General features: G+C 62.4%; 17 protein-coding genes. 14 read left to right on the top strand and 3 right to left on the bottom strand.

Features of this window, described 5'->3' with window-relative positions:
* Positions 1–15 precede the first annotated feature (15 nt).
* From BM136_RS08420 to BM136_RS08405, 4 genes are all read left to right on the top strand, one after another.
* Positions 16–846 (top strand): polysaccharide deacetylase family protein, encoded by an 831-nt coding sequence (locus BM136_RS08420; RefSeq protein ID WP_092971441.1) that lies wholly within the window; start codon positions 16–18, stop codon positions 844–846.
* 1 nt (position 847) lies between these two features.
* A complete protein-coding gene (locus tag BM136_RS08415) occupies positions 848–1,822 on the top strand; it encodes a sterol desaturase family protein (RefSeq protein ID WP_092971440.1) in 975 nt (324 codons plus the stop codon).
* A 77-nt stretch (positions 1,823–1,899) separates the two neighbouring features.
* Positions 1,900–2,757 (top strand): EI24 domain-containing protein, encoded by an 858-nt coding sequence (locus BM136_RS08410; protein WP_092971439.1) that lies wholly within the window; start codon positions 1,900–1,902, stop codon positions 2,755–2,757.
* Positions 2,758–2,778: 21 nt separating this feature from the next.
* Positions 2,779–3,597, top strand: a complete 819-nt coding sequence (locus BM136_RS08405) for a competence/damage-inducible protein A (protein WP_092971438.1) — start codon at positions 2,779–2,781, stop codon at positions 3,595–3,597.
* A gap of 16 nt (positions 3,598–3,613) precedes the next feature.
* On the opposite strand, the gene BM136_RS08400 is transcribed toward BM136_RS08405, so the two are convergent.
* On the bottom strand, positions 3,614–4,090 hold the full coding sequence (locus BM136_RS08400; RefSeq protein WP_092971437.1) for a rhodanese-like domain-containing protein: 477 nt from the start codon (positions 4,088–4,090) through the stop codon (positions 3,614–3,616).
* Positions 4,091–4,557: 467 nt separating this feature from the next.
* Between BM136_RS08400 and BM136_RS08395 the strand changes: the two genes are divergently transcribed.
* The 4 genes from BM136_RS08395 (at position 4,558) to ntrC (ending at position 9,442) form a co-directional block, all read left to right on the top strand.
* Positions 4,558–5,973 carry a 3-hydroxylaminophenol mutase gene (locus BM136_RS08395; protein ID WP_027677605.1) on the top strand — a complete coding sequence of 472 codons (1,416 nt, stop codon included), beginning with the start codon at positions 4,558–4,560 and terminating at the stop codon, positions 5,971–5,973.
* Between the two features lie 158 nt (positions 5,974–6,131).
* On the top strand, positions 6,132–6,653 hold the full coding sequence (locus BM136_RS08390; protein ID WP_092971436.1) for a DUF4124 domain-containing protein: 522 nt from the start codon (positions 6,132–6,134) through the stop codon (positions 6,651–6,653).
* A 7-nt stretch (positions 6,654–6,660) separates the two neighbouring features.
* Entirely contained in the window at positions 6,661–7,863 is a 1,203-nt protein-coding gene (glnL, locus tag BM136_RS08385) for a nitrogen regulation protein NR(II) (RefSeq protein ID WP_092971435.1), read from the top strand.
* Positions 7,864–7,933: 70 nt separating this feature from the next.
* Positions 7,934–9,442 (top strand): nitrogen regulation protein NR(I), encoded by a 1,509-nt coding sequence (gene ntrC / locus BM136_RS08380; protein ID WP_092971434.1) that lies wholly within the window; start codon positions 7,934–7,936, stop codon positions 9,440–9,442.
* Positions 9,443–9,556: 114 nt separating this feature from the next.
* Here ntrC and BM136_RS08375 read toward each other — a convergent pair whose 3' ends face one another.
* Entirely contained in the window at positions 9,557–9,886 is a 330-nt protein-coding gene (locus BM136_RS08375) for a hypothetical protein (RefSeq protein WP_092971433.1), read from the bottom strand.
* Between the two features lie 169 nt (positions 9,887–10,055).
* Positions 10,056–10,949 carry an HAD-IIB family hydrolase gene (locus BM136_RS08370; RefSeq protein ID WP_092971875.1) on the bottom strand — a complete coding sequence of 298 codons (894 nt, stop codon included), beginning with the start codon at positions 10,947–10,949 and terminating at the stop codon, positions 10,056–10,058.
* 196 nt (positions 10,950–11,145) lie between these two features.
* Between BM136_RS08370 and ugpB the strand changes: the two genes are divergently transcribed.
* The 6 genes from ugpB (at position 11,146) to BM136_RS08340 (ending at position 19,300) form a co-directional block, all read left to right on the top strand.
* Entirely contained in the window at positions 11,146–12,462 is a 1,317-nt protein-coding gene (gene ugpB, locus BM136_RS08365) for a sn-glycerol-3-phosphate ABC transporter substrate-binding protein UgpB (protein WP_092971432.1), read from the top strand.
* A 76-nt stretch (positions 12,463–12,538) separates the two neighbouring features.
* On the top strand, positions 12,539–13,420 hold the full coding sequence (gene ugpA, locus BM136_RS08360) for a sn-glycerol-3-phosphate ABC transporter permease UgpA (RefSeq protein ID WP_092971431.1): 882 nt from the start codon (positions 12,539–12,541) through the stop codon (positions 13,418–13,420).
* An 18-nt stretch (positions 13,421–13,438) separates the two neighbouring features.
* Complete coding sequence (gene ugpE / locus BM136_RS08355) at positions 13,439–14,287, top strand: sn-glycerol-3-phosphate ABC transporter permease UgpE (RefSeq protein WP_092971430.1); 849 nt, start codon at positions 13,439–13,441, stop codon at positions 14,285–14,287.
* A gap of 10 nt (positions 14,288–14,297) precedes the next feature.
* A complete protein-coding gene (locus tag BM136_RS08350; RefSeq protein WP_092971429.1) occupies positions 14,298–15,395 on the top strand; it encodes a sn-glycerol-3-phosphate import ATP-binding protein UgpC in 1,098 nt (365 codons plus the stop codon).
* Entirely contained in the window at positions 15,392–16,144 is a 753-nt protein-coding gene (gene ugpQ, locus BM136_RS08345; RefSeq protein WP_092971428.1) for a glycerophosphodiester phosphodiesterase, read from the top strand. The genes BM136_RS08350 and ugpQ overlap by 4 nt, the downstream gene beginning before the upstream one ends.
* Before the next feature lie 291 nt (positions 16,145–16,435).
* Positions 16,436–19,300, top strand: coding sequence for a 2-oxoglutarate dehydrogenase E1 component (locus tag BM136_RS08340; RefSeq protein ID WP_092971427.1), 2,865 nt, complete (start codon positions 16,436–16,438; stop codon positions 19,298–19,300).
* Positions 19,301–19,420 lie beyond the last annotated feature (120 nt).

Genomic DNA, 19,420 nt, shown 5'->3' with positions numbered 1-19,420 from the left:
GACGAAACGACGACGATGAAATCCGGCCTGTCGATGTTGCGTGCTGTAGCGGCCTCGGCTGCGCTGGCGCTATGTGCGCTGGCCACGGCTGCGCCCGGTGGCGTGAATGCCGGCGCGTGCAAAGGCACCGTCTACCTGACATTCGACACCGGCAGCATGAGCCAGGCGCAGTTGATTGCCGACACGCTGCGCCGCCATCGCATTCACGCCACGTTTTTCCTGGCCAACGAGAAAACCATCCACGGCGACAGCACGCTGGATGACGGCTGGGCACCGTATTGGAAATCGCTTGCTGCCGACGGCCACGCCTTCGGTACGCACACCTTCGATCACGTCTATTACAAGGGCGAGGCGGGTGCGGGCAAGGTCCGCTTCCGCCCGCAGTTTGGCGAGCAGGGCGGCCGTAATGTCGTGTGGGGCGAGCCTGAGTTCTGTGCGGAACTGAAACACAGCGCCGAGCGCTTCAAGGCCATGACCGGTCAGCCGATGGATCCGCTGTGGCGTGCGCCGGGTGGTCATCTTTCTGCGACGACCGAGGCCTGGGCCAAGCAATGCGGGTTCGCCCACGTTGCATGGGCGCCCGCCGGTTTCCTGGGTGATGAGTTGCCGTCCGAGCGCTATCCGAACGACGCGTTGCTGCAGAAGGCGCTGTCCAACTTGCGCGATGGCGACATCACCATGGCGCATCTGGGAATCTGGTCGCGCAAGGATCCGTGGGCGCCCGCGGATCTGGAGCCGTTGATCACCGGCCTGGAACGCAAGGGTTTCTGCTTCGCTACGCTGCGCGATCATCCGCAGTACCAAGCGTGGTTTGCTGCCCACCCGGCACACACTGCGGCCCGCTGACATGTTTGACTGGATCGCCGACACCTTCACGCAAGCGCAGGACGTGCTCTTCCAGCACCTCGTGATGCCGATCACCTATGCCGTCGGCCTGGGTGGTTACGTTGAAGATGCCTATCCCGGCACGGAATGGCTGCTGATGGGGCTGGTGCAGATCGCGGTGCTGCTGCTGATCTTCCGTCCGCTGGAACGCTGGCGCCCGGTGGAGCCGCTGCAAGATCGCAAGGCCGTGCGTGCCGACATTTTCTACACGCTCTTTCACCGCCTGGGTTTCTTCCCGTTGCTGATGTTTTTCACGCTGCAGCCGCTGGTCGACGACCTTGACGGCAAGCTGCGCTTCTGGGGCTGGGCGCATCTGAACGTGGAAGACTGGTGGCCAGGCGTCACGTCCGTCGCCGTCGTCAGCTTTCTGATCTATCTGGTGTTGTTCGACCTGCTCGACTACTGGTATCACCGCCTCTCACACAAATTTCACTGGTGGTGGAACCTGCATTCGCTGCATCACAGCCAGCAGCAGATGACGCTGTGGTCCGATGACCGCAACCACATCCTCGATGATGTACTGCGTGGTGCGGTGTTTGCCGTCGCGGCGCTGGTCATCGGGGTTGAGCCTTCGCAGTACGTTCTGTTGGTTGCCATTTCGCAATTGCTGCAGAGCCTGCAGCACGCCAACGTGCGGTTGCATTTCGGGTGGCTGGGCGACCGGCTGCTGATCTCGCCACGCTTCCATCGGTTGCATCACGCGATTGGGCTGGGCCATGAAGTGCCGGGCAAGCCGGGCGTGCTGGGCGGCTGCAACTTTGGCGTGCTGTTCCCGTGGTGGGACATGCTGTTCGGCACCGCCATCTTCTCGCCCGAGTATCACGCCACCGGTATCCGCGATCAACTTCCCGCACCGCAAGGGCGCTCGCGCGACTACGGGCGCGGCGTGCTGCGTCAGCAGTGGCTTGGCCTCAAGCGCTTGTTCGGCCGGGCGTAAAGCTCACGCGCGACGGCGCCAGCGTCATTTCTGCACGCTGTGCTAGGCTGTTCGCTCCCTGATTTCCCGATTTCTGCATGAACGACCTGATTCGCTCATTTGGCCGGGCGCTGCTCTCGCAACTGCATCCGCGCATGCTGTTCCTGACGGTCCTGCCTTTCGTCGTGGCCGTGGTGGTCTGGGGAGGGGTGCTGTATTTCGGCTGGGATGCCATGAACGGCATGGCCCGCAACGCCGTGGAAGGCTGGGCCTTCATGGGCTGGATCAAGAGCGGCCTCAACGCCATCGGCATGGCCGGATTGTGGTCGGCCATTGCGCCGCTGCTCGTGATCACCTTGCTGGTGCCTGTGATTGTCGTATCAATCCTTGTGCTGGTGAGCGTGGCATCGGTGCCGGTGGTCATGCGTTTTCTTGATCGCAGCTATCCGCAGCTTGAGCGTCGCAAGGGCGGGTCGGTGCTGGGCAGCCTGACGCATGCGCTGCTATGCACGCTGGTGGTCATTCTGGTGGCGATCGTCACGCTGCCGTTGTGGCTGATCCCCCCGTTTTTTGCACTGATTCCCCCATTGCTGTGGGGTTGGCTCACGTACCGTTTGATGACGTACGACGCGTTGGCTGACCACGCAACGGCCGAAGAGCGCCGCGCGATCATGCAGCGCTACCGGCTGCCGCTCCTGGGCATTGGCGTGGCGGTGGGCATGCTGGGCTCGGCGCCAACGCTGCTGTGGGTGTCGTCGGTGGTGACGATTGTGCTGTTCCCGATTATCGCCATCGCCGTCATCTGGCTGTACGTACTGATCTTCATTTTCTCGGCGCTGTGGTTCGGCCATTTCTGCTTGCGCGCGCTCACACGCCTTCGTGCTGAAGCGCCGCCTGCGCGCATGGTCGAGGCCATCGAGATCGAGGTCACTACCATTGAATTGCCTCGCGAATAATCAGAAACCATCGGAACTGACATGGCTTTCGGCATGATCATCATCGGCGACGAGATTCTCTCCGGTCGCCGCGAAGACAAACACCTGCGCAAGCTGATCGAAGTGCTCGGCGAGCGCGGCCTGGCGTTGGAGTGGGCGGAATACGTCGGCGACCAACCCGCGCGCATCACCAGCGTGCTCAAGCGTACCTTCGCCAGCGACGACGTGGTGTTCTGCACTGGCGGTATCGGCGCGACGCCCGATGACCACACACGCCAATGCGCAGCTGCTGCGCTGGGCGTGCCGCTGGAGCTGCATCCGGAAGCGCGCGAGCAGATCACGTTGCGCATTTCCGAGTCGGCCAACGGTGACCCGGTCAAGGCAGATGTCTCCACGCCCGAAAACCAGCACCGCTTCAAGATGGGCGAGTTTCCGCAGGGCGCACGCATCATCCCGAACAGCTACAACCGCATCCCCGGTTTCTCCGTGGCGCATCACCATTTCATGCCGGGTTTTCCGGTGATGGCGTGGCCGATGATGGAGTGGGTGCTCGACACTTATTACGCCGATCAATTTCACCGCGCGCCGCGCGAAGAGCGCTCGTTCCTGGTGTTCGGCCTGCCGGAGTCGCGGCTCACACCGCTGATGGAGCGCGTCGAAGCCGAGTTCGATGGCGTGAAGGTCTTCAGCCTGCCCAGCGTGGGCGATGCCGCGCGCGGGGAGCGCTACGCCCGCTCGCACATCGACCTGGGCGTTAAAGGTTCACCGGAAGCCGTGGCACGCGCCTATGTGCTGCTGCGAGAGGGCGCGCTGGCGCTTGGCGGCGAGATTTTCGAGGCGGACGCCCCCACGGCGTCCTGACGTTCAGCGGCGTGCCTCAGGCGCCATGCCAGGGCAGGCCCCGGAAGCACCAGCCTTCCACGGTCTTGCGATGGCCCTCGGTGTCTTTGGCGCCCTCAAAACCTTCGAGCACATCCATCGCTGCCGCATAACCCGCCTGCGCGGCCGCCGCCGCTGCATGCTTGGAGCGCGCGGCGCTCCGGCATAGGAACAACACGGGCACGTCCTTCGGCACGGCGGCTTCCAGCGCGCTCAGGAAATTGGCGTTGCGCACGCCGCCCGGATACTGATTCCACTCCACATGCACAAACTGGCTTGGCGAAACGTCCGGCGTGCCAACCCAGTCGAGTTCGGCACGCGTGCGCACGTCCACGAGCCGCGCTTGCGGGTCGGCGGCCAACAGCGCGGCAGTCTCTTGCGGCGACAGCGCGCCAAAGTACGGCAGCTGATCTGCCTCGCGGCGAGCGGCGGCGGCCTCGAGCAGGGACTCGCGAGTGAGCGTAGTGGCAGTCATGGCGATTGAGCGTGTGAAATGGGAAACAATCATTTTAGCGCTGCCGTCACATCGGTCGGGCGGAAATCACCCAAACGGTGCGGGCACAGCCTTAACGCACTACAGCGGTGCGAGTTGGGTTTTTATGCACCTTTTTCGTGCGTTGACTATGCTACTTGAACAGCCTTGCTCACATGGGCGAGGATTTTGCCTGACACCGTTCGGCTGGATTGCGGGAGCACGCACCGTGTCAGACATGGGTTGGCGCGGCACTGCACTGTTTGCGGGAGTGCTTGCCCATTGTCGGGCCGGAATTGGCATAGTTTCTGCTAAGATTCCCGCGGTCTTTTTCGGGGGCGTCCGTTTGTCGGACGACCTTGCTGGAAAGAAGATGTTTCGGAGTGAGGGCGAGTTGCAGCCGATGTGCAGCGATCCGTCACACAACCGGCTCACAATACTTTGCGTTATTGCGCTACCAGGAGAATGGCATGTCCCAAAGCATTGCAGACGTGATGAAGCTCGTGAAGGAAAACGACGTCAAGTTCGTCGATTTCCGCTTCACCGATACCAAGGGTAAGGAGCAGCACGTCTCGGTCCCCGTTTCGCACTTCGACGAAGACAAGTTCGAAAGCGGCCACGCATTCGACGGCTCGTCGATCGCCGGCTGGAAAGGCATTGAAGCGTCGGACATGCTGCTGGTGCCGGATGCAAACACCGCACACATCGACCCGTTCTACGAAGAGCCGACCCTGGTCCTGACCTGCGACGTGGTCGAGCCGTCGGACGGCAAGGGCTACGACCGCGACCCGCGCTCGATCGCCAAGCGCGCTGAAGCCTATCTGAAGAGCACGGGCCTGGGCGACACCGCCTACTTTGGTCCGGAACCCGAATTCTTCATCTTCGACGGCGTGACCTGGAACATCGACATGCAGGGTTGCTTCGTGAAGATCCATTCCGAAGAAGCTCCGTGGTCGTCGGGCAAGGACTTCGAACACGGCAACTCGGGTCACCGTCCGGGCAAGAAGGGCGGCTACTTCCCGGTTGCCCCGATCGACACCTTCCAAGACATGCGCTCGGAAATGTGCCTGATCCTGGAATCGCTGGGCATTCCGGTTGAAGTGCACCACCACGAAGTGGCGGGCCAAGGTCAGAACGAAATCGGCACGAAGTTCAGCACGCTGGTGCAACGCGCCGACTGGACCCAACTGCAAAAGTACGTGATCCAGAACGTCGCGCACACGTACGGCAAGACCGCCACGTTCATGCCGAAGCCGGTCGTGGGCGATAACGGTTCGGGCATGCACGTGCACCAATCCGTGTGGAAGGACGGCCAGAACCTGTTCGCAGGCAACGGCTATGCCGGCCTGTCGGAATTCGCGCTGTACTACATCGGCGGCATCATCAAGCACGCCCGCGCGCTGAACGCCCTGACCAACCCGGGTACGAACTCGTACAAGCGTCTGGTGCCGGGCTTTGAAGCTCCGGTCAAGCTGGCTTACTCGGCTCGCAACCGTTCGGCTTCGATCCGTATTCCGTACGTTGCGAACCCGAAGGGCCGCCGTATCGAAACGCGCTTCCCGGATCCGCTGATGAACCCGTACCTGGGCTTCTCGGCTCTGTTGATGGCCGGCCTGGACGGCGTGCAGAACAAGATCCACCCGGGCGAAGCTGCCGACAAGAACCTGTACGACCTGCCGCCGGAAGAAGACGCAAAGATCCCGACCGTGTGCTCGAGCCTGGATCAGGCTCTGGAGTACCTGGACAAGGATCGCGAGTTCCTGACCCGCGGTGGTGTGTTCTCCAACGCCATGCTCGACGCCTACATCGAACTGAAGATGGAAGAAGTCACGCGCTTCCGCATGACGACGCACCCGCTCGAGTTCGAGATGTACTACTCGCTGTAATCTGCGAGCGCCCCGAGCGATATGTCGGGGCGAAGAGACGGTTATGAGAGGAGGGGCGGCGCAGGTCGCCCTTCCTTTTTATGAAGCGGAGTTTTGTGGCTAGAATGAGCGTCCGCCGGACTCCGGCGCCCGATCGACGTATCCGCCAGGTTCCATTCATGTTCCGTCCTTCCCCACGCATCGCATCCGGACTGCTTGCCGCCGCCGCGGTGTTTGCCATGCTGTCCGTGCAGGCACCCGCGTACGCTGATGATGTTTATCTGTGCACCGGCCCGAATGGCGTGCCGGAGTACCGCAACAGCGGCAACGTGAAAGGCTGCAAGAAGTTGACGCTGCCAGATGTGGTAACCGTCCCCGGCACGCGCAGCCCGCGCAGTGCAGGAGCGGCACCCGCACCGGCGCAAAACAATGCAGGTGGCGGTTTCCCCCGCGTGGACAACGCTACGCAGAAGGCACGTGACGGCGAACGCCGTCAGGTGCTGGAGGCCGAGCTGGCAGACGAGGAGCGCAAGCTCCAGGCGTTGAAGACCGAATACAACAACGGTCAGCCCGAGCGCCAGGGCAACGAACGTAACTATCAGAAGTATCTGGACCGCACCGCGCAGTTGAAGGGCGACATCGAGCGCAGCCAGGCCAATGTCGATTCCATCCGCCGGGAGCTGGGCAATCTCAAGGACTAGATAAACCATGCGTCGACTGATCCGCAAAGCGGCACGCCGCGATGAACAGGAACAGACGACGCCATCCGCGCCGTCAGCCTCCGCCCCTGGGTTGGAGGTCTCCGTAGGCGAGCCCATCGACGGGCCTCCGCCAATTCCGTTTTCCCATGGTGCACCGCCATCGTTCCCCGGGCTCGACGCGGTGCCCAATCCCATCCTCTTCGTCCGCCATCCGGCGCTGACGATCTTCTACGCCAATCCCGCCGCTGAAGCCGCACTGGCCGTGTCCCGCCGCCAGTTGGTGGAGATGTCGCTGTACGAGCTGTTTGCCGATCCGTCGGAGCTGGCCGAGATGATCGCCACCGTGGCAGCTCGCCAGTTCGACGCCAAGCGGCGCGACGTGTCCCTCGACCGGGTGGGCCATGAGCCGCTGCATGCGCATGCCGTCGTGGGCGCGCTCGACTTTGCGCCGGGCTCGGTGCTGCTTGAGCTTCTGCCCAATGAGCAGAAGATCCGCAGCGAGCGCGAAGAGCGTCTGCTCGACCTGACCTCCGCCAACAAGGAACTGATCCGCAACCTTGCGCACGAGATCAAGAACCCGTTGGGCGGCATTCGCGGCGCGGCGCAGTTGCTGGAGTTCGAGCTGCCGGAGCGCTCGCTGCGCGAGTACACGCAAGTCATCATCAAGGAATCCGACCGGTTGCAGACGCTGGTCGACCGCCTGCTAGAACCGCACCGGCATCCCCATATCGTTGGCGATGTGAACATCCACGAGGTGCTCGAGCGTGTGCGTTCGGTCGTGCTGGCGGAGTTTCCGCAGGGCCTGCATATCGTGCGCGACTACGACGCGAGCCTGCCGGAGTTTCGAGGCGACAAGGAGCAGCTCATCCAGGCCATGCTCAACATCGTTCACAACGCGGCGCATGCGCTGGGCCCTCGCATTGCGCAGGGCGACGGCGAAATCATTCTGCGCACGCGCGTCGCACGCAAAGTTACGATTGCAAAACGTCTTTACAAGCTGGCATTGGACTTGCATGTAGTGGACAACGGTCCTGGTATCCCGGACGACATCCGCGAGCGAATCTTCTTCCCGCTGGTGTCCGGAAGGGAGGGGGGAAGTGGGCTGGGCCTGACACTCGCGCAGACGTTCGTGCAGCAGCACGATGGTCTGATCGAATGCGAGAGCAGGCCAGGTCAGACGGATTTCCGCATTCTCGTGCCGCTGCACTGAAGCGTCGCAGCTTCAACAACGCAGCACGAGACGGCCCAGGCGAGACGAAGTCAAGCAGACGAACCAACACATGAAGCCAATCTGGATAGTCGACGACGATCAATCCATCCGCTGGGTCCTTGAGAAGGCGCTGGCGCGTGAGAGCCTACTCTCGCGCAGCTTTACCAATGTGCGCGATGCGCTCAACGCGCTCGACGAAGAAACGCCGCAAGTCCTGATCTCCGACGTCCGCATGCCGGGCGGCTCGGGGCTGGATCTGCTGCAGGCCATCAAGGCCAAGCACCCGGGGCTGCCGGTCATCATCATGACCGCGTATTCGGACCTGGATAGCGCCGTGGCGGCGTTCCAGGGCGGCGCGTTTGAATACCTGGCCAAGCCGTTCGACGTGGATCGCGCGGTCGAGCTGATCCGCCGCGCGCTCGAAGAGAGCCTGCGCGAGGAGGAAATCGACGATCGCCTGAGCGATGCGCCTGAGATTCTCGGGCAGGCGCCGGCCATGCAGGACGTGTTCCGCGCGATCGGGCGGCTGTCGCAGTCCAATGTGACGGTGTTGATCACCGGCGAATCTGGCACGGGTAAGGAGTTGGTGGCCCGGGCGCTGCACAAGCACAGCCCGCGTGCGAGCGGCCCCTTCATCGCGCTGAATACGGCGGCGATTCCGAAAGATCTGCTGGAATCCGAGCTGTTCGGCCATGAACGCGGCGCCTTTACCGGCGCGCAGACCATGCGCCGCGGGCGCTTCGAGCAAGCCGAGGGCGGCACGCTGTTCCTCGATGAAATCGGCGACATGCCGTTCGATCTGCAGACGCGGTTGCTGCGCGTACTGTCGGACGGACACTTCTATCGCGTGGGCGGTCACAACCCGCTCAAGGCCAACGTGCGCGTCATCGCGGCGACGCACCAGAATCTTGAAACGCGCGTCAAGGACGGCCTGTTCCGCGAGGACTTGTTTCACCGCCTGAACGTGATCCGTCTGCGCTTGCCGGCGCTGCGTGAACGTCCGGAAGACATCACGCTGCTCGCGCGCCATTTCCTGCAGAAGAGCGCCAAGGAACTGGGCGTGGAGCCCAAGCGTATGTCGGACGATGCGCTGGCGCATATCGCCACGCTGCCGTTCCCGGGCAACGTGCGGCAACTGGAAAACCTCTGCAACTGGCTGACCGTGATGGCGCCGGCGCAGACCATTGAAAGCAAGGATCTGCCCGCCGATCTGGTGCGAGGCAACGCGCAGATGCTGCCTGCCATGGGCGATGCCCAGGCGCGCCCGGCCTTCATCGGCGAGCCGTCGCATGGTGGGGAACCGTATGGTGTTGCGCCGTCGGTCGATGCGTTGCTTTCGACGACTTCAGTGGGCGCATCCATCGCCGCAGGCTGGGAGCGCGCGCTCGCAGGCGAGGCCAAGGCCATGCTCGAGGCGGGCCAACCTGACGTGATGGACGCGCTTACGCGTCGCTTCGAAAAGGCAATTCTGGAGGCTGCGCTTGGTGTTACGCGCGGGCGCCGTGTCGAGGCGGCAACACGCCTGGGCATCGGCCGCAACACCATCACACGCAAATTGCAGGAGCTTGGCTTCGACTGACGCGCCGTCAGCAGGGCCAGTCCACCGAATATCGTCGAGCTTGGCGATTGGGATTGGGCGGATTTCCGATAAGGGAGTCCGCCCCTTTTTTTGTGTCGCGAATGCGTGCCGTGCTTAGTGCAGCTTGTGCTTCAGCTGCGACAGTTCTTCATGCGCGCGCATCACGGCAGATTCCACGGAATGGTCCACCTTGCCAGTGGCGTTCTGGCAGGCCATCTTCGCGCGGTCGGAACAGGCTTCCAACTTGTCGATGGCTTCTACGAAAGTCTGCTGGTCTTCAGCGCCTTCCAGCCGCGAGTGGCATTGGCGGGCCTGGTCGTCCAGTTGCTGGATCGATTGCTTCAGCGAGTCAGGCACGTCCTTGTGCGAGGCGCAGGTCCGGGCCAGTTCGGCGATGGTGCTTTCCGCATGTTCAAAACGCTGGCGCAGTTTCTGTGTTTGCATGGAGGGCTCCTGTCGGTTGCGTAGAAAAGGCGTTGGCACCGCATGCACCGATATGAGGCCGTCACATGGTGCAAGGCGGTGCAACGCCCAATTTCGGCGCAAGCGGCGTGCCGCGTGCGGCAAGCGCCGCAGAAGCTCCACGTCGTGTTGCGGTGCAAAGATGTCCGGGTCAGCCGTGCGGTGCGGGCAGGGCGAGGGAGCGCGCCTCAAGGATGCGTTCGGCGACTTCGGCAAAGCCGCCGCCGCCTTCACCCTCAGTAAGGTAAGCGGGCGGCACGGGCAGCGCATCGATCACGTCCAGCACATTGGCCACACCCACCGAGAGCGGGAAGAACTCGAACATTGCAGCATCGTTGGCAGAGTCGCCCACGAACACCCAGCTTTCGCGTTCAGCATGCAAGTCGATACCGAATGCGCGGCGTGCGAGCGACACGCTGGCGTTCAGCTTGTCGTGCTTGCCGAACCAGCCGTTCACGTGAATCGAACTGACCGTGGCATGCATGCCGTGCGTGCGCATGATGTCGACGATGTGCTGCACGGCGTGCTGCGGCAGCGGCGGGACCTGCTCAGCATGATCGACAGCGAGATCCGCTGCGTGCCAGGCCTGGTCCGTTGCCAGCGCTGAACCCGGCACCGCACGCCGAATCTCTGCGCCGACTTCACGGATGCGCTCCAGATTGCGCGCGCGCGTTTGGGCGTCGTCAACAAAGTCGGTTGCCAGGTGCCCGCGCGAATCGACGCGCATGGCAAACGCGCCGTTCTCGCCGATCACGGCATCGACGGGCCACAGCCGCGCAATGACTTCGCACCAGGCAATCGAGCGGCCGGTGACCGGCACGACCCTGATGCCGGCACGATGCAAACGCTCCAGCGCCGAGTACGTCTGCGCGGGGAGCTTACCCCTCGTAGTGAGGGTGCCATCCACGTCGGTAAAGACGCCGGTGATATTGCGCAGTGCATCATCCGAGAGTTGATGCAGGGCCAGCGGAACTCGCCGCTCGGCGATGACGGGCGTGGTTTCAGGCGAGTCCGGAGCGGCAGGAGTGGTGGGTTGGGCGAGCATGCTGCGCGTGCAAAAGAGAGTGTCTTGAATCATTCTAACGGCCGTTGCAAGCCAAACCTTGGAGGGATTTCCCGATTTCTTTGTGACAGAAAGGGAAGTAACATCCCGCTGTCATAAAAATGACCGACCGTGCATATACAGTCGGCGCGCGGTGGGCGGAGCGAGGGAGCCCGCCGGGTCGAAACAAGGAGAAATGATGTCGATCAAGAAGATTGCGGGGGCGGCAGCAGTACTGGCCGCGTGTACGTTTGCGCAAGGCGCGTACGCAGTGACGGAAATCCAATGGTGGCATTCGATGGAAGGCGCCTTGAACGACAAGGTGAACGAGATCGCCACCAAGTTCAACGCCAGCCAGTCTGACTACAAGATCGTGCCGGTCTACAAGGGCCAGTACGATGAATCGCTGGCTGCGGGCATCGCGGCCTTCCGCGCGGGCAACGCACCGGCCATTCTGCAAGTGTTCGAGGTGGGTACCGCCACCATGATGAACGCCAAGGGCGCCATTGTGCCGGTCGCCAAGATCATGAAGGACGCCGGCGAGAAGTTTGACCCGAAGGCCTACGTGCCGGCCGTGGCGGGTTACTACACGTCGAACAAGGGCGAGATGCTGTCGTTCCCGTTCAACAGCTCGACGACGATCATGTATTACAACAAGGACGCCTTCAAGAAGGCCGGCCTTGACCCGAACAAGCCGCCCGCAACGTGGCAGGAAGTGGCTGTCGACGCGGCCAAGCTGAAGGCCGCGGGCGTGGCCTGCGGCTACACGACCGACTGGCAGTCGTGGGTGCATCTGGAAAGCTTCTCGGCCTGGCACAACGTATCGTTCGCTACCGAGAACAACGGTTTTGGCGGAGCAAAGGCTCGCTTGAACTTCAATGGCCCCGTGCAGATCAAGCACATCGAGAACCTGCTCGACATGGAGAAGAAGGGCTACTTCACCTACGCCGGCCGCAAGGACGAGCCGAAGGCGAAGTTCATCGCGGGTGAGTGCGCCATGCACACGGGTTCGTCGGCAGCGCTGGCGAACATCCGCAAGAACGCCAAGTTCAACTTCAGCCCGGCCCCGCTGCCGTACGAAGCCGGCGTGGCGGGTGCCCCTCAGAACACGATCATCGGCGGGGCTTCGCTGTGGGTGATGGGCGGTCACAAGGCTGAGGAGTACAAGGGCGTGGCGAAGTTCTTCACGTTCCTGTCACGTCCGGAAGTGCAGGCCGACTGGCACCAGTCGACGGGTTATCTGCCCGTTACCCTGGAAGCGTATGAGCTGACGAAGAAGTCCGGTTTCTATGAGAAGAACCCCGGTGCCGACGTGGCGGTCAAGCAGATGATCGTCAAGACGACCGACAAGTCGCGCGGCATTCGTCTGGGCAACTTCCCGCAGATCCGTCAGGTGATCGACGAAGAGCTGGAAGCCGTCTGGGCCGGCAAGAAGACGCCGAAGGAAGCGCTGGACACGGCTGTGTCACGCGGCAACGAGCTGCTCGCCCGTTTCGAGAAGACCGTCAAGGAATAAGCGCCGATTCGGTGCTCGTCTAAACCGCCGGCCTCGTGCGCTCGCACAGGCCGGCGGTGCGTTTTTGGAATGTCGCATGGAAAAACGCGTCGTTTTTCGGTCGCGCTGGCTGCCGTATGTGCTGGTTGCCCCGCAGATCGTCATCACTCTGGTGTTCTTCTTCTGGCCCGCGGGGCAAGCGCTGTATCAGTCGCTGCTGCGCCAGGATGCTTTTGGCATCAACCTCGAATTCGTGGGGCTGGAGAACTTTCGTGACCTCTTCAACGATCCGACTTACCTCGGGTCGTTCCAGACCACGGCGGTATTCGCCATCGGCGTCGCGCTGGTGGGTCTCGGCACCTCGCTGGCACTGGCGTATTTTGCCGATCGCGCGCTGCGTGGCGCCACGTTCTACAAGACCTTGCTGATCTGGCCGTACGCCATTGCGCCGGCCGTGGCGGGCGTGCTATGGAGCTTCCTCTTCAACCCCTCGCTGGGTATCGTGTCGTTCGTGATCCGCAAGATGGGCGTGGACTGGAACTTCGTGCTCAACGGCGGGCAGGCGCTCACGCTGGTGGTCATCATCGCGGCGTGGAAGCAGATCAGCTACAACTTCCTCTTCTTCCTGGCGGGGCTGCAGAGCATCCCGAAGTCGCTGATCGAAGCGGCCGCCATTGACGGTGCCGGGCCGTGGAAGCGCTTCTGGTCGATCGTTTTTCCGCTGCTATCGCCCACCACGTTCTTCCTGATGGTGGTGAACGTCGTGTACGCGTTCTTCGACACCTTCGCCATCATCGATTCGGTCACGCAGGGCGGCCCGTTCAAGGCGACGGAGACGCTGGTGTTCAAGGTCTATCAAGACGGCGTGCGCGGTCTCGATATCGGTGGATCGGCCGCTCAGTCGGTGATCCTCATGGGCCTGGTGATCGTGCTGACGATCGTCCAGTTCCGTTACGTTGAACGCAAAGTCCAATACTGAAAGGAGGGCATCCGCACCATGATTGAACGCCGTCCATTCCTGGACTTCCTCACCCACGTCGTGCTGATTCTCGGCGTGATCGTCGTGGCGTTTCCGGTGTACGTCGTATTCGTCGCGTCGTCGTTGACGGCCGAAGACGTGCTGCAGGCGCCGATGACGCTGATTCCTGGTCCGCACCTCATCGAAAACTACCGCACGGTGCTCACGTCGGGCATGGGCAACTCGGCCACGCCTGTCGGCACCATGCTCATGAACAGCCTGATCATGGCGCTGGGCATTTCGCTCGGGAAGATCGCGATTTCCATCATCTCGGCCTTCGCGATCGTCTATTTCAAGTTCCCGCTGCGCAAGACGTTCTTCTGGCTCATCTTCGTCACGCTGATGCTTCCGGTGGAAGTGCGGATCCTGCCCACATACAAGGTGGTGTCGGATCTCGGCATGCTGAACACTTACGCTGGGATGACGATTCCGATCATCGCGTCGGCCACGGCCACGTTCCTGTTCCGGCAGTTCTTCCTGACCATTCCCGATGAACTGGCGGAAGCTGCGCGCATCGATGGCGCCGGCCCGCTCAAATTTTTCTGGGACGTGGTGCTGCCGCTCTCGCGCACCAGCATCGCGGCGCTGTTCGTGATCCAGTTCATTTACGGCTGGAACCAGTACCTCTGGCCGCTCTTGATCACGACCGAGAAGAACATGACGCCCATCGTGCTGGGCGTGACGCAAATGATCTCCCGCTCCGGCGATTCCGCCACCGACTGGAACCTGCTGATGGCCACCGTGATGCTGGCCATGTTGCCGCCTGCGGCAATCGTGATCGGCATGCAGCGGTGGTTTGTGAAGGGCCTCGTCGAAACCGAAAAGTAAAAGAAGCAAGATGGCAAAACTTTCGCTACGCAACGTCCAGAAGCACTACGCCAACCTCCAGGTCGTGCACGGCATCGACATGGAGATCGGCGACGGGGAGTTCATCGTCATCGTCGGCCCGTCGGGCTGCGGCAAGTCCACGCTGCTGCGCATGGTGGCGGGGCTGGAGCCCATCACCGGCGGCGAAGTGTGGATTGGCGACCGCGTCGTCAACGAACTGGAACCGGCCGAGCGCGATATCGCGATGGTGTTCCAGAACTATGCGCTGTATCCGCACATGAGCGTGTTCGACAACATGGCCTACGGCCTGAAGATCCGAGGCTTGCCCAAGAGCGATATTCAAGCGCGCGTGGAACAGGCCGCGGGCATTCTTGAACTCGGCAAGCTGCTTGATCGCAAGCCGCGCCAGCTCTCGGGCGGCCAACGCCAGCGTGTGGCCATGGGCCGCGCGATCGTGCGTGAGCCGGCTGTGTTTCTGTTCGACGAACCGCTCTCCAACCTGGATGCCAAGCTGCGCGTGCAGATGCGTCTGGAGCTGAAGGATCTGCATCGCCGTCTGCGTACGACGAGCCTGTACGTCACGCACGATCAGGTCGAAGCGATGACGCTGGCCGATCGCATGATGGTGCTCAACGGCGGCCGCGTTGAGCAGATCGGCACGCCGCTTGAGGTGTACTCGCGTCCGGCCAGCACGTTCGTGGCAGGCTTCATCGGCTCGCCGCCGATGAACCTCGTGCCCGTGTCGCGCAATGCCGGCGGCGGCACGCAGATCCGGGTGGATGGTGCGAAGGAGGGCGACACTCCCGCCACGCTTGGCCATCTGCCGATGGGTCTTCATCTGCCCGAACACGCGCTGATGGGTTTGCGCCCCGAACACATCGAGCCGTGCTCAGTTGACGAAGCCATCGCCCTGATCGACGTGCGTGTGGTCGAAGCCCTTGGTGCAGATGCATTTGCGTATGGTGCGCTGGCTGGTCATCCGGTCGTGGTCCGGCTGGAGCCGCATGCCAGCGTAAAAGCCGGTGACAAGCTGCCGATCACCGCGGCCGCCGAACACTTGCACTGGTTCGACCCGCAAACCACCCGCCGCATCGAGGCGCTGGCATGACCGGCGCACGCGCCTTGCCTGACTGGCCATATCCACGCGCCATTGCGCACCGCGGCGCGGGGAAGCTGGCGCCGGAGAACACGCTGGGGGCCTTCCGCCATGGCGCGTCGTTCGGCTACCGCATGTTCGAATTCGACGTAAAGCTTTCCGGCGACGGCGCCTCGGTCCTGTTGCACGACGCCACGCTGGATCGCACCACGAATGGCGCGGGCCGCCTCGATGCGCTCACGCTTGGTCAGATTGCACAACTGGACGCAGGCAGTTGGCACAGCGCTGCCTACGCGGGTGAGCCGGTGCCGACGCTGGCAGCCATCGCACGCTACCTTCGCGCCAACAACTTCCTCGCCAATATCGAAATCAAGCCGGTGCCAGGCGCGGAGTGGCGTACGGGCGCCGCTGTGGCGCTCGACGCCCGCACGCTGTGGGCCGGCGCCGACGTGCCGCCGCTGCTGTCGTCGTTTTCGGAAGACGCGCTGGCTGCCGCGCGTGAGGCTGCGCCGGAATTGCCCCGCGCGTTGCTGCTCGACAAACTGCCCGCCGATTGGCTTGACCGACTGCGCGCATTGGATTGCGTTGCGCTCGACGCCAACCATCGCGAACTGACGCCTGAGGTCATTGACGAGGCACACGCCGCGGGCTTCCGCGTCTGCTGCTATACGGTCAACGATCTGGATCGCGCGCGGTTGCTCTGGAGCGCGGGGCTGGACGGCTTGATCACCGATTGGGTCGACCGAATTTCGCCCGCCTGAATGTGATCAAGGCATGGCTTTGACGTGGCATAACAACGGTCCTTTGTCACGTCAAAGAATCGGAATATTGCTTATAAACATGCTATGCTTCCCCTCCGTGAAGACTTAGGTCCTTCCCGCACAACTTGTCTGTAAAAGCTGTCTCGGTACCCCCTTTCTGCCTTGCGCGATCCGGTCCGACCAGGTGATTTCAGGCGATTTAGTTTGCGATCCGCTAACCGGTCAAGCCGTGTCGCGGAAGGTTGATGAACCCGCTGAACTCCGGCAGACCCGGAGAAAAGTGAGCGCCCCATGACAGAGCTGTATAAGCAGTACCTGGACACTTCGTACCTGTCCGGCGGTAACGCCGCCTACGTTGAAGATCAGTACGAAGCGTACCTTCAAGATCCCACGTCCGTTAGCGAGGCACTGCGCGCGTACTTCGATGCGCTGCAGAACGTCCCCGCCGTCGACGGTTCCAACGCCCGGGATATCGCCCACGCCCCCATCGTCACGTCGTTCGCCGAGCGCGCCAAGGCTGGCCCGATCAAGACGATTGTCGCGTCTGCCGATTCCGATATGGGTCGCAAGCGCGTGTCGGCCACGCAGCTGATCGCCGCGTACCGCAATGTTGGCCTGCGTTGGGCTGATCTTGATCCGCTCAAGCGTCAGGAGCGCCCGCCGGTGCCGGATCTGGACCCGGCTTTCTACGGTTTCACTGAAGCCGATCAGGACATCATCTTCAATGCCAGCAACACGTATTTCGGCAAAGAATCGATGAGCCTGCGCGAGCTGGTCAACAACCTGCGCGAGACGTACTGCGGCTCGATCGGCGCCGAGTTCATGTACATCAGCGACCAGGCGCAAAAGCGCTGGTGGCAAGAGCGTCTGGAAACCATTCGCTCCAAGCCGACGTTCTCGGCTGAAAAGAAAAAGCACATCCTGGAACGCCTGACGGCCGCTGAAGGCCTCGAGCGCTTCCTGCATACGAAGTACGTCGGTCAGAAGCGTTTCTCGCTGGAAGGCGGCGAAAGCTTCATCGCGGCGATGGACGAGCTGATCCAGCATTCCGGCGCCAAGGGCGTGCAGGAAATCGTGATCGGCATGGCCCACCGCGGCCGTCTGAACGTGCTGGTCAACACGCTGGGCAAGATGCCCGCCGACCTGTTTGCCGAATTCGAAGGCAAGCACGTGGACGACCTGCCGGCTGGCGACGTGAAGTACCACAAGGGCTTCTCGAGCGATGTGACCACGCCGGGCGGCCCCGTCCACCTGTCGCTGGCGTTCAACCCGTCGCACCTGGAAATCGTTAACCCGGTCGTCGAAGGCTCGGTCAAGGCGCGTCAGGAGCGCCGCGACGACAAGCACGGCGCGCAAGTGCTGGCTGTGCAGGTGCACGGTGACGCGGCCTTCGCTGGCCAGGGCGTCGTGATGGAAACGCTGAACCTCGCGCAAACGCGCGGTTACGGCACGGGCGGCACGATCCATATCGTGATCAACAACCAGATCGGTTTCACGACGTCGGACCCGCGCGACTCGCGCTCGACGCTGTACTGTACCGACGTGGTCAAGATGATCGAAGCGCCGGTTCTGCACGTGAACGGCGACGATCCGGAAGCCGTCGTGCTGGCCATGCAACTGGCCGTGGACTTCCGTACCGAGTTCCAGAAGGACATTGCGGTCGACATCATCTGCTTCCGTAAGCTCGGCCACAACGAGCAAGACACGCCGGCAATGACGCAGCCGCTGATGTACAAGAAGATCGGCACGCACCCCGGCACGCGCAAGCTCTACGCAGACAAGCTCGTCACGCAGAACACGCTGAAGACCGAAGAGCCGGACGCGCTGGTGCAGGAATTCCGTGCCGCCATGGACGCGGGCAAGCACACGGTCGACCCGGTGCTGTCGAACTTCAAGAACAAGTTCGCTGTGGATTGGCTGCCGTTCCTGAACCGCAAATGGACGGATGCGGCCGATACCGCTGTGCCGATGGCCGAACTCAAGCGTCTGGCCGAGCGCATCACCGCCATCCCCGATCACTTCAAGCTGCACCCGCTGGTTGAGAACGTCGTCAACAACCGCGCCAAGATGGGCAAGGGCGAGCTGTCGCTGGACTGGGGCATGGGCGAGCACCTGGCTTTCGCATCGCTGGTGGCGTCTGGCTACCCGGTGCGTATCACTGGTCAGGATGCGGGTCGCGGTACGTTCACGCACCGTCACGCAGTCCTGCACGATCAGAACCGCGAGCGTTGGGACGCCGGCAGCTACATCCCGCTGCAGAATGTGTCGGAGAGCCAAGCTCCCTTTACGGTGATCGACTCGGTGCTGTCGGAAGAGGCCGTGATGGGCTTCGAGTATGGCTATTCGTCGGCTGAGCCGAATACCCTGGTGATCTGGGAAGCCCAGTTCGGTGACTTCGCCAACGGCGCACAGGTCGTGATCGATCAGTTCATCTCGTCGGGCGAAGTGAAGTGGGGTCGTGCCTCGGGTCTGACGCTGATGCTGCCGCATGGCTACGAAGGCCAAGGTCCGGAGCACAGCTCGGCACGCCTGGAGCGCTACCTGCAGCTCTGCGCAGACCACAACATGCAAGTGGTGCAGCCGACCACGCCGGCGCAGATCTTCCACCTGCTGCGTCGCCAGATGATCCGGATGTTCCGCAAGCCGCTGATCATCCTGACGCCGAAGTCGCTGCTGCGCAGCAAGGACGCTGTGTCGCCGCTGTCGGATCTGGCCAAGGGCCATTTCGAAACGGTGATCGCCGATACGGCCGAAGATCTGAATGCCGCCAAGGTCAAGCGCGTCGTGGCCTGCTCGGGCAAGGTCTACTACGACCTGGTCAACGCCCGTAAGGAACGTGGCCTGACCGACACGGCCATCATCCGTGTGGAACAGCTCTATCCGTTCCCGCACAAGGCGTTCGCAGCCGAGCTGAAGAAGTATCCGAACCTCGCCGAAGTGGTGTGGTGCCAGGACGAGCCGCAGAACCAGGGCGCCTGGTTCTTCGTGCAGCACTACATCCTGGAGAACATGACCGAGGGTCAGAAGCTGGGCTACGCAGGTCGCCCGGCATCGGCATCGCCGGCCGTGGGCTACTACGCCAAGCACAACGAGCAGCAGAAGGCGCTGATCGATGCCGCGTTTGGCAAGCTCAAGGGCTTCGTGCTGAACAAGTAAGCGACCTCTGCACCAAGGCGGCAGCTTCGGCTGTCGCCTTGACGCATCTTCGCTCCCGAATTCCACCGTATATCGAATTAGCGCGGCTCCCGCACAAGAGGAGCACGTGCACATGAATCC

Origin of the sequence: Ralstonia sp. NFACC01 (assembly GCF_900115545.1) — a bacterium.
In the GTDB taxonomy this organism is placed as follows: domain Bacteria; phylum Pseudomonadota; class Gammaproteobacteria; order Burkholderiales; family Burkholderiaceae; genus Ralstonia; species Ralstonia mojiangensis.
This window is presented reverse-complemented; position numbering and strand designations above follow the sequence as displayed.

Coding starts and splice junctions, on each gene's coding strand:
- BM136_RS08420 (WP_092971441.1), top strand. CDS start 16: ATGAAATCCGGCCTGTCGATGTTGCGTGCTGTAGCGGCCTCGGCTGCG.
- BM136_RS08415 (WP_092971440.1), top strand. CDS start 848: ATGTTTGACTGGATCGCCGACACCTTCACGCAAGCGCAGGACGTGCTC.
- BM136_RS08410 (WP_092971439.1), top strand. CDS start 1,900: ATGAACGACCTGATTCGCTCATTTGGCCGGGCGCTGCTCTCGCAACTG.
- BM136_RS08405 (WP_092971438.1), top strand. CDS start 2,779: ATGGCTTTCGGCATGATCATCATCGGCGACGAGATTCTCTCCGGTCGC.
- BM136_RS08400 (WP_092971437.1), bottom strand. CDS start 4,090: ATGACTGCCACTACGCTCACTCGCGAGTCCCTGCTCGAGGCCGCCGCC.
- BM136_RS08395 (WP_027677605.1), top strand. CDS start 4,558: ATGTCCCAAAGCATTGCAGACGTGATGAAGCTCGTGAAGGAAAACGAC.
- BM136_RS08390 (WP_092971436.1), top strand. CDS start 6,132: ATGTTCCGTCCTTCCCCACGCATCGCATCCGGACTGCTTGCCGCCGCC.
- glnL (WP_092971435.1), top strand. CDS start 6,661: ATGCGTCGACTGATCCGCAAAGCGGCACGCCGCGATGAACAGGAACAG.
- ntrC (WP_092971434.1), top strand. CDS start 7,934: ATGAAGCCAATCTGGATAGTCGACGACGATCAATCCATCCGCTGGGTC.
- BM136_RS08375 (WP_092971433.1), bottom strand. CDS start 9,886: ATGCAAACACAGAAACTGCGCCAGCGTTTTGAACATGCGGAAAGCACC.
- BM136_RS08370 (WP_092971875.1), bottom strand. CDS start 10,949: ATGCTCGCCCAACCCACCACTCCTGCCGCTCCGGACTCGCCTGAAACC.
- ugpB (WP_092971432.1), top strand. CDS start 11,146: ATGTCGATCAAGAAGATTGCGGGGGCGGCAGCAGTACTGGCCGCGTGT.
- ugpA (WP_092971431.1), top strand. CDS start 12,539: ATGGAAAAACGCGTCGTTTTTCGGTCGCGCTGGCTGCCGTATGTGCTG.
- ugpE (WP_092971430.1), top strand. CDS start 13,439: ATGATTGAACGCCGTCCATTCCTGGACTTCCTCACCCACGTCGTGCTG.
- BM136_RS08350 (WP_092971429.1), top strand. CDS start 14,298: ATGGCAAAACTTTCGCTACGCAACGTCCAGAAGCACTACGCCAACCTC.
- ugpQ (WP_092971428.1), top strand. CDS start 15,392: ATGACCGGCGCACGCGCCTTGCCTGACTGGCCATATCCACGCGCCATT.
- BM136_RS08340 (WP_092971427.1), top strand. CDS start 16,436: ATGACAGAGCTGTATAAGCAGTACCTGGACACTTCGTACCTGTCCGGC.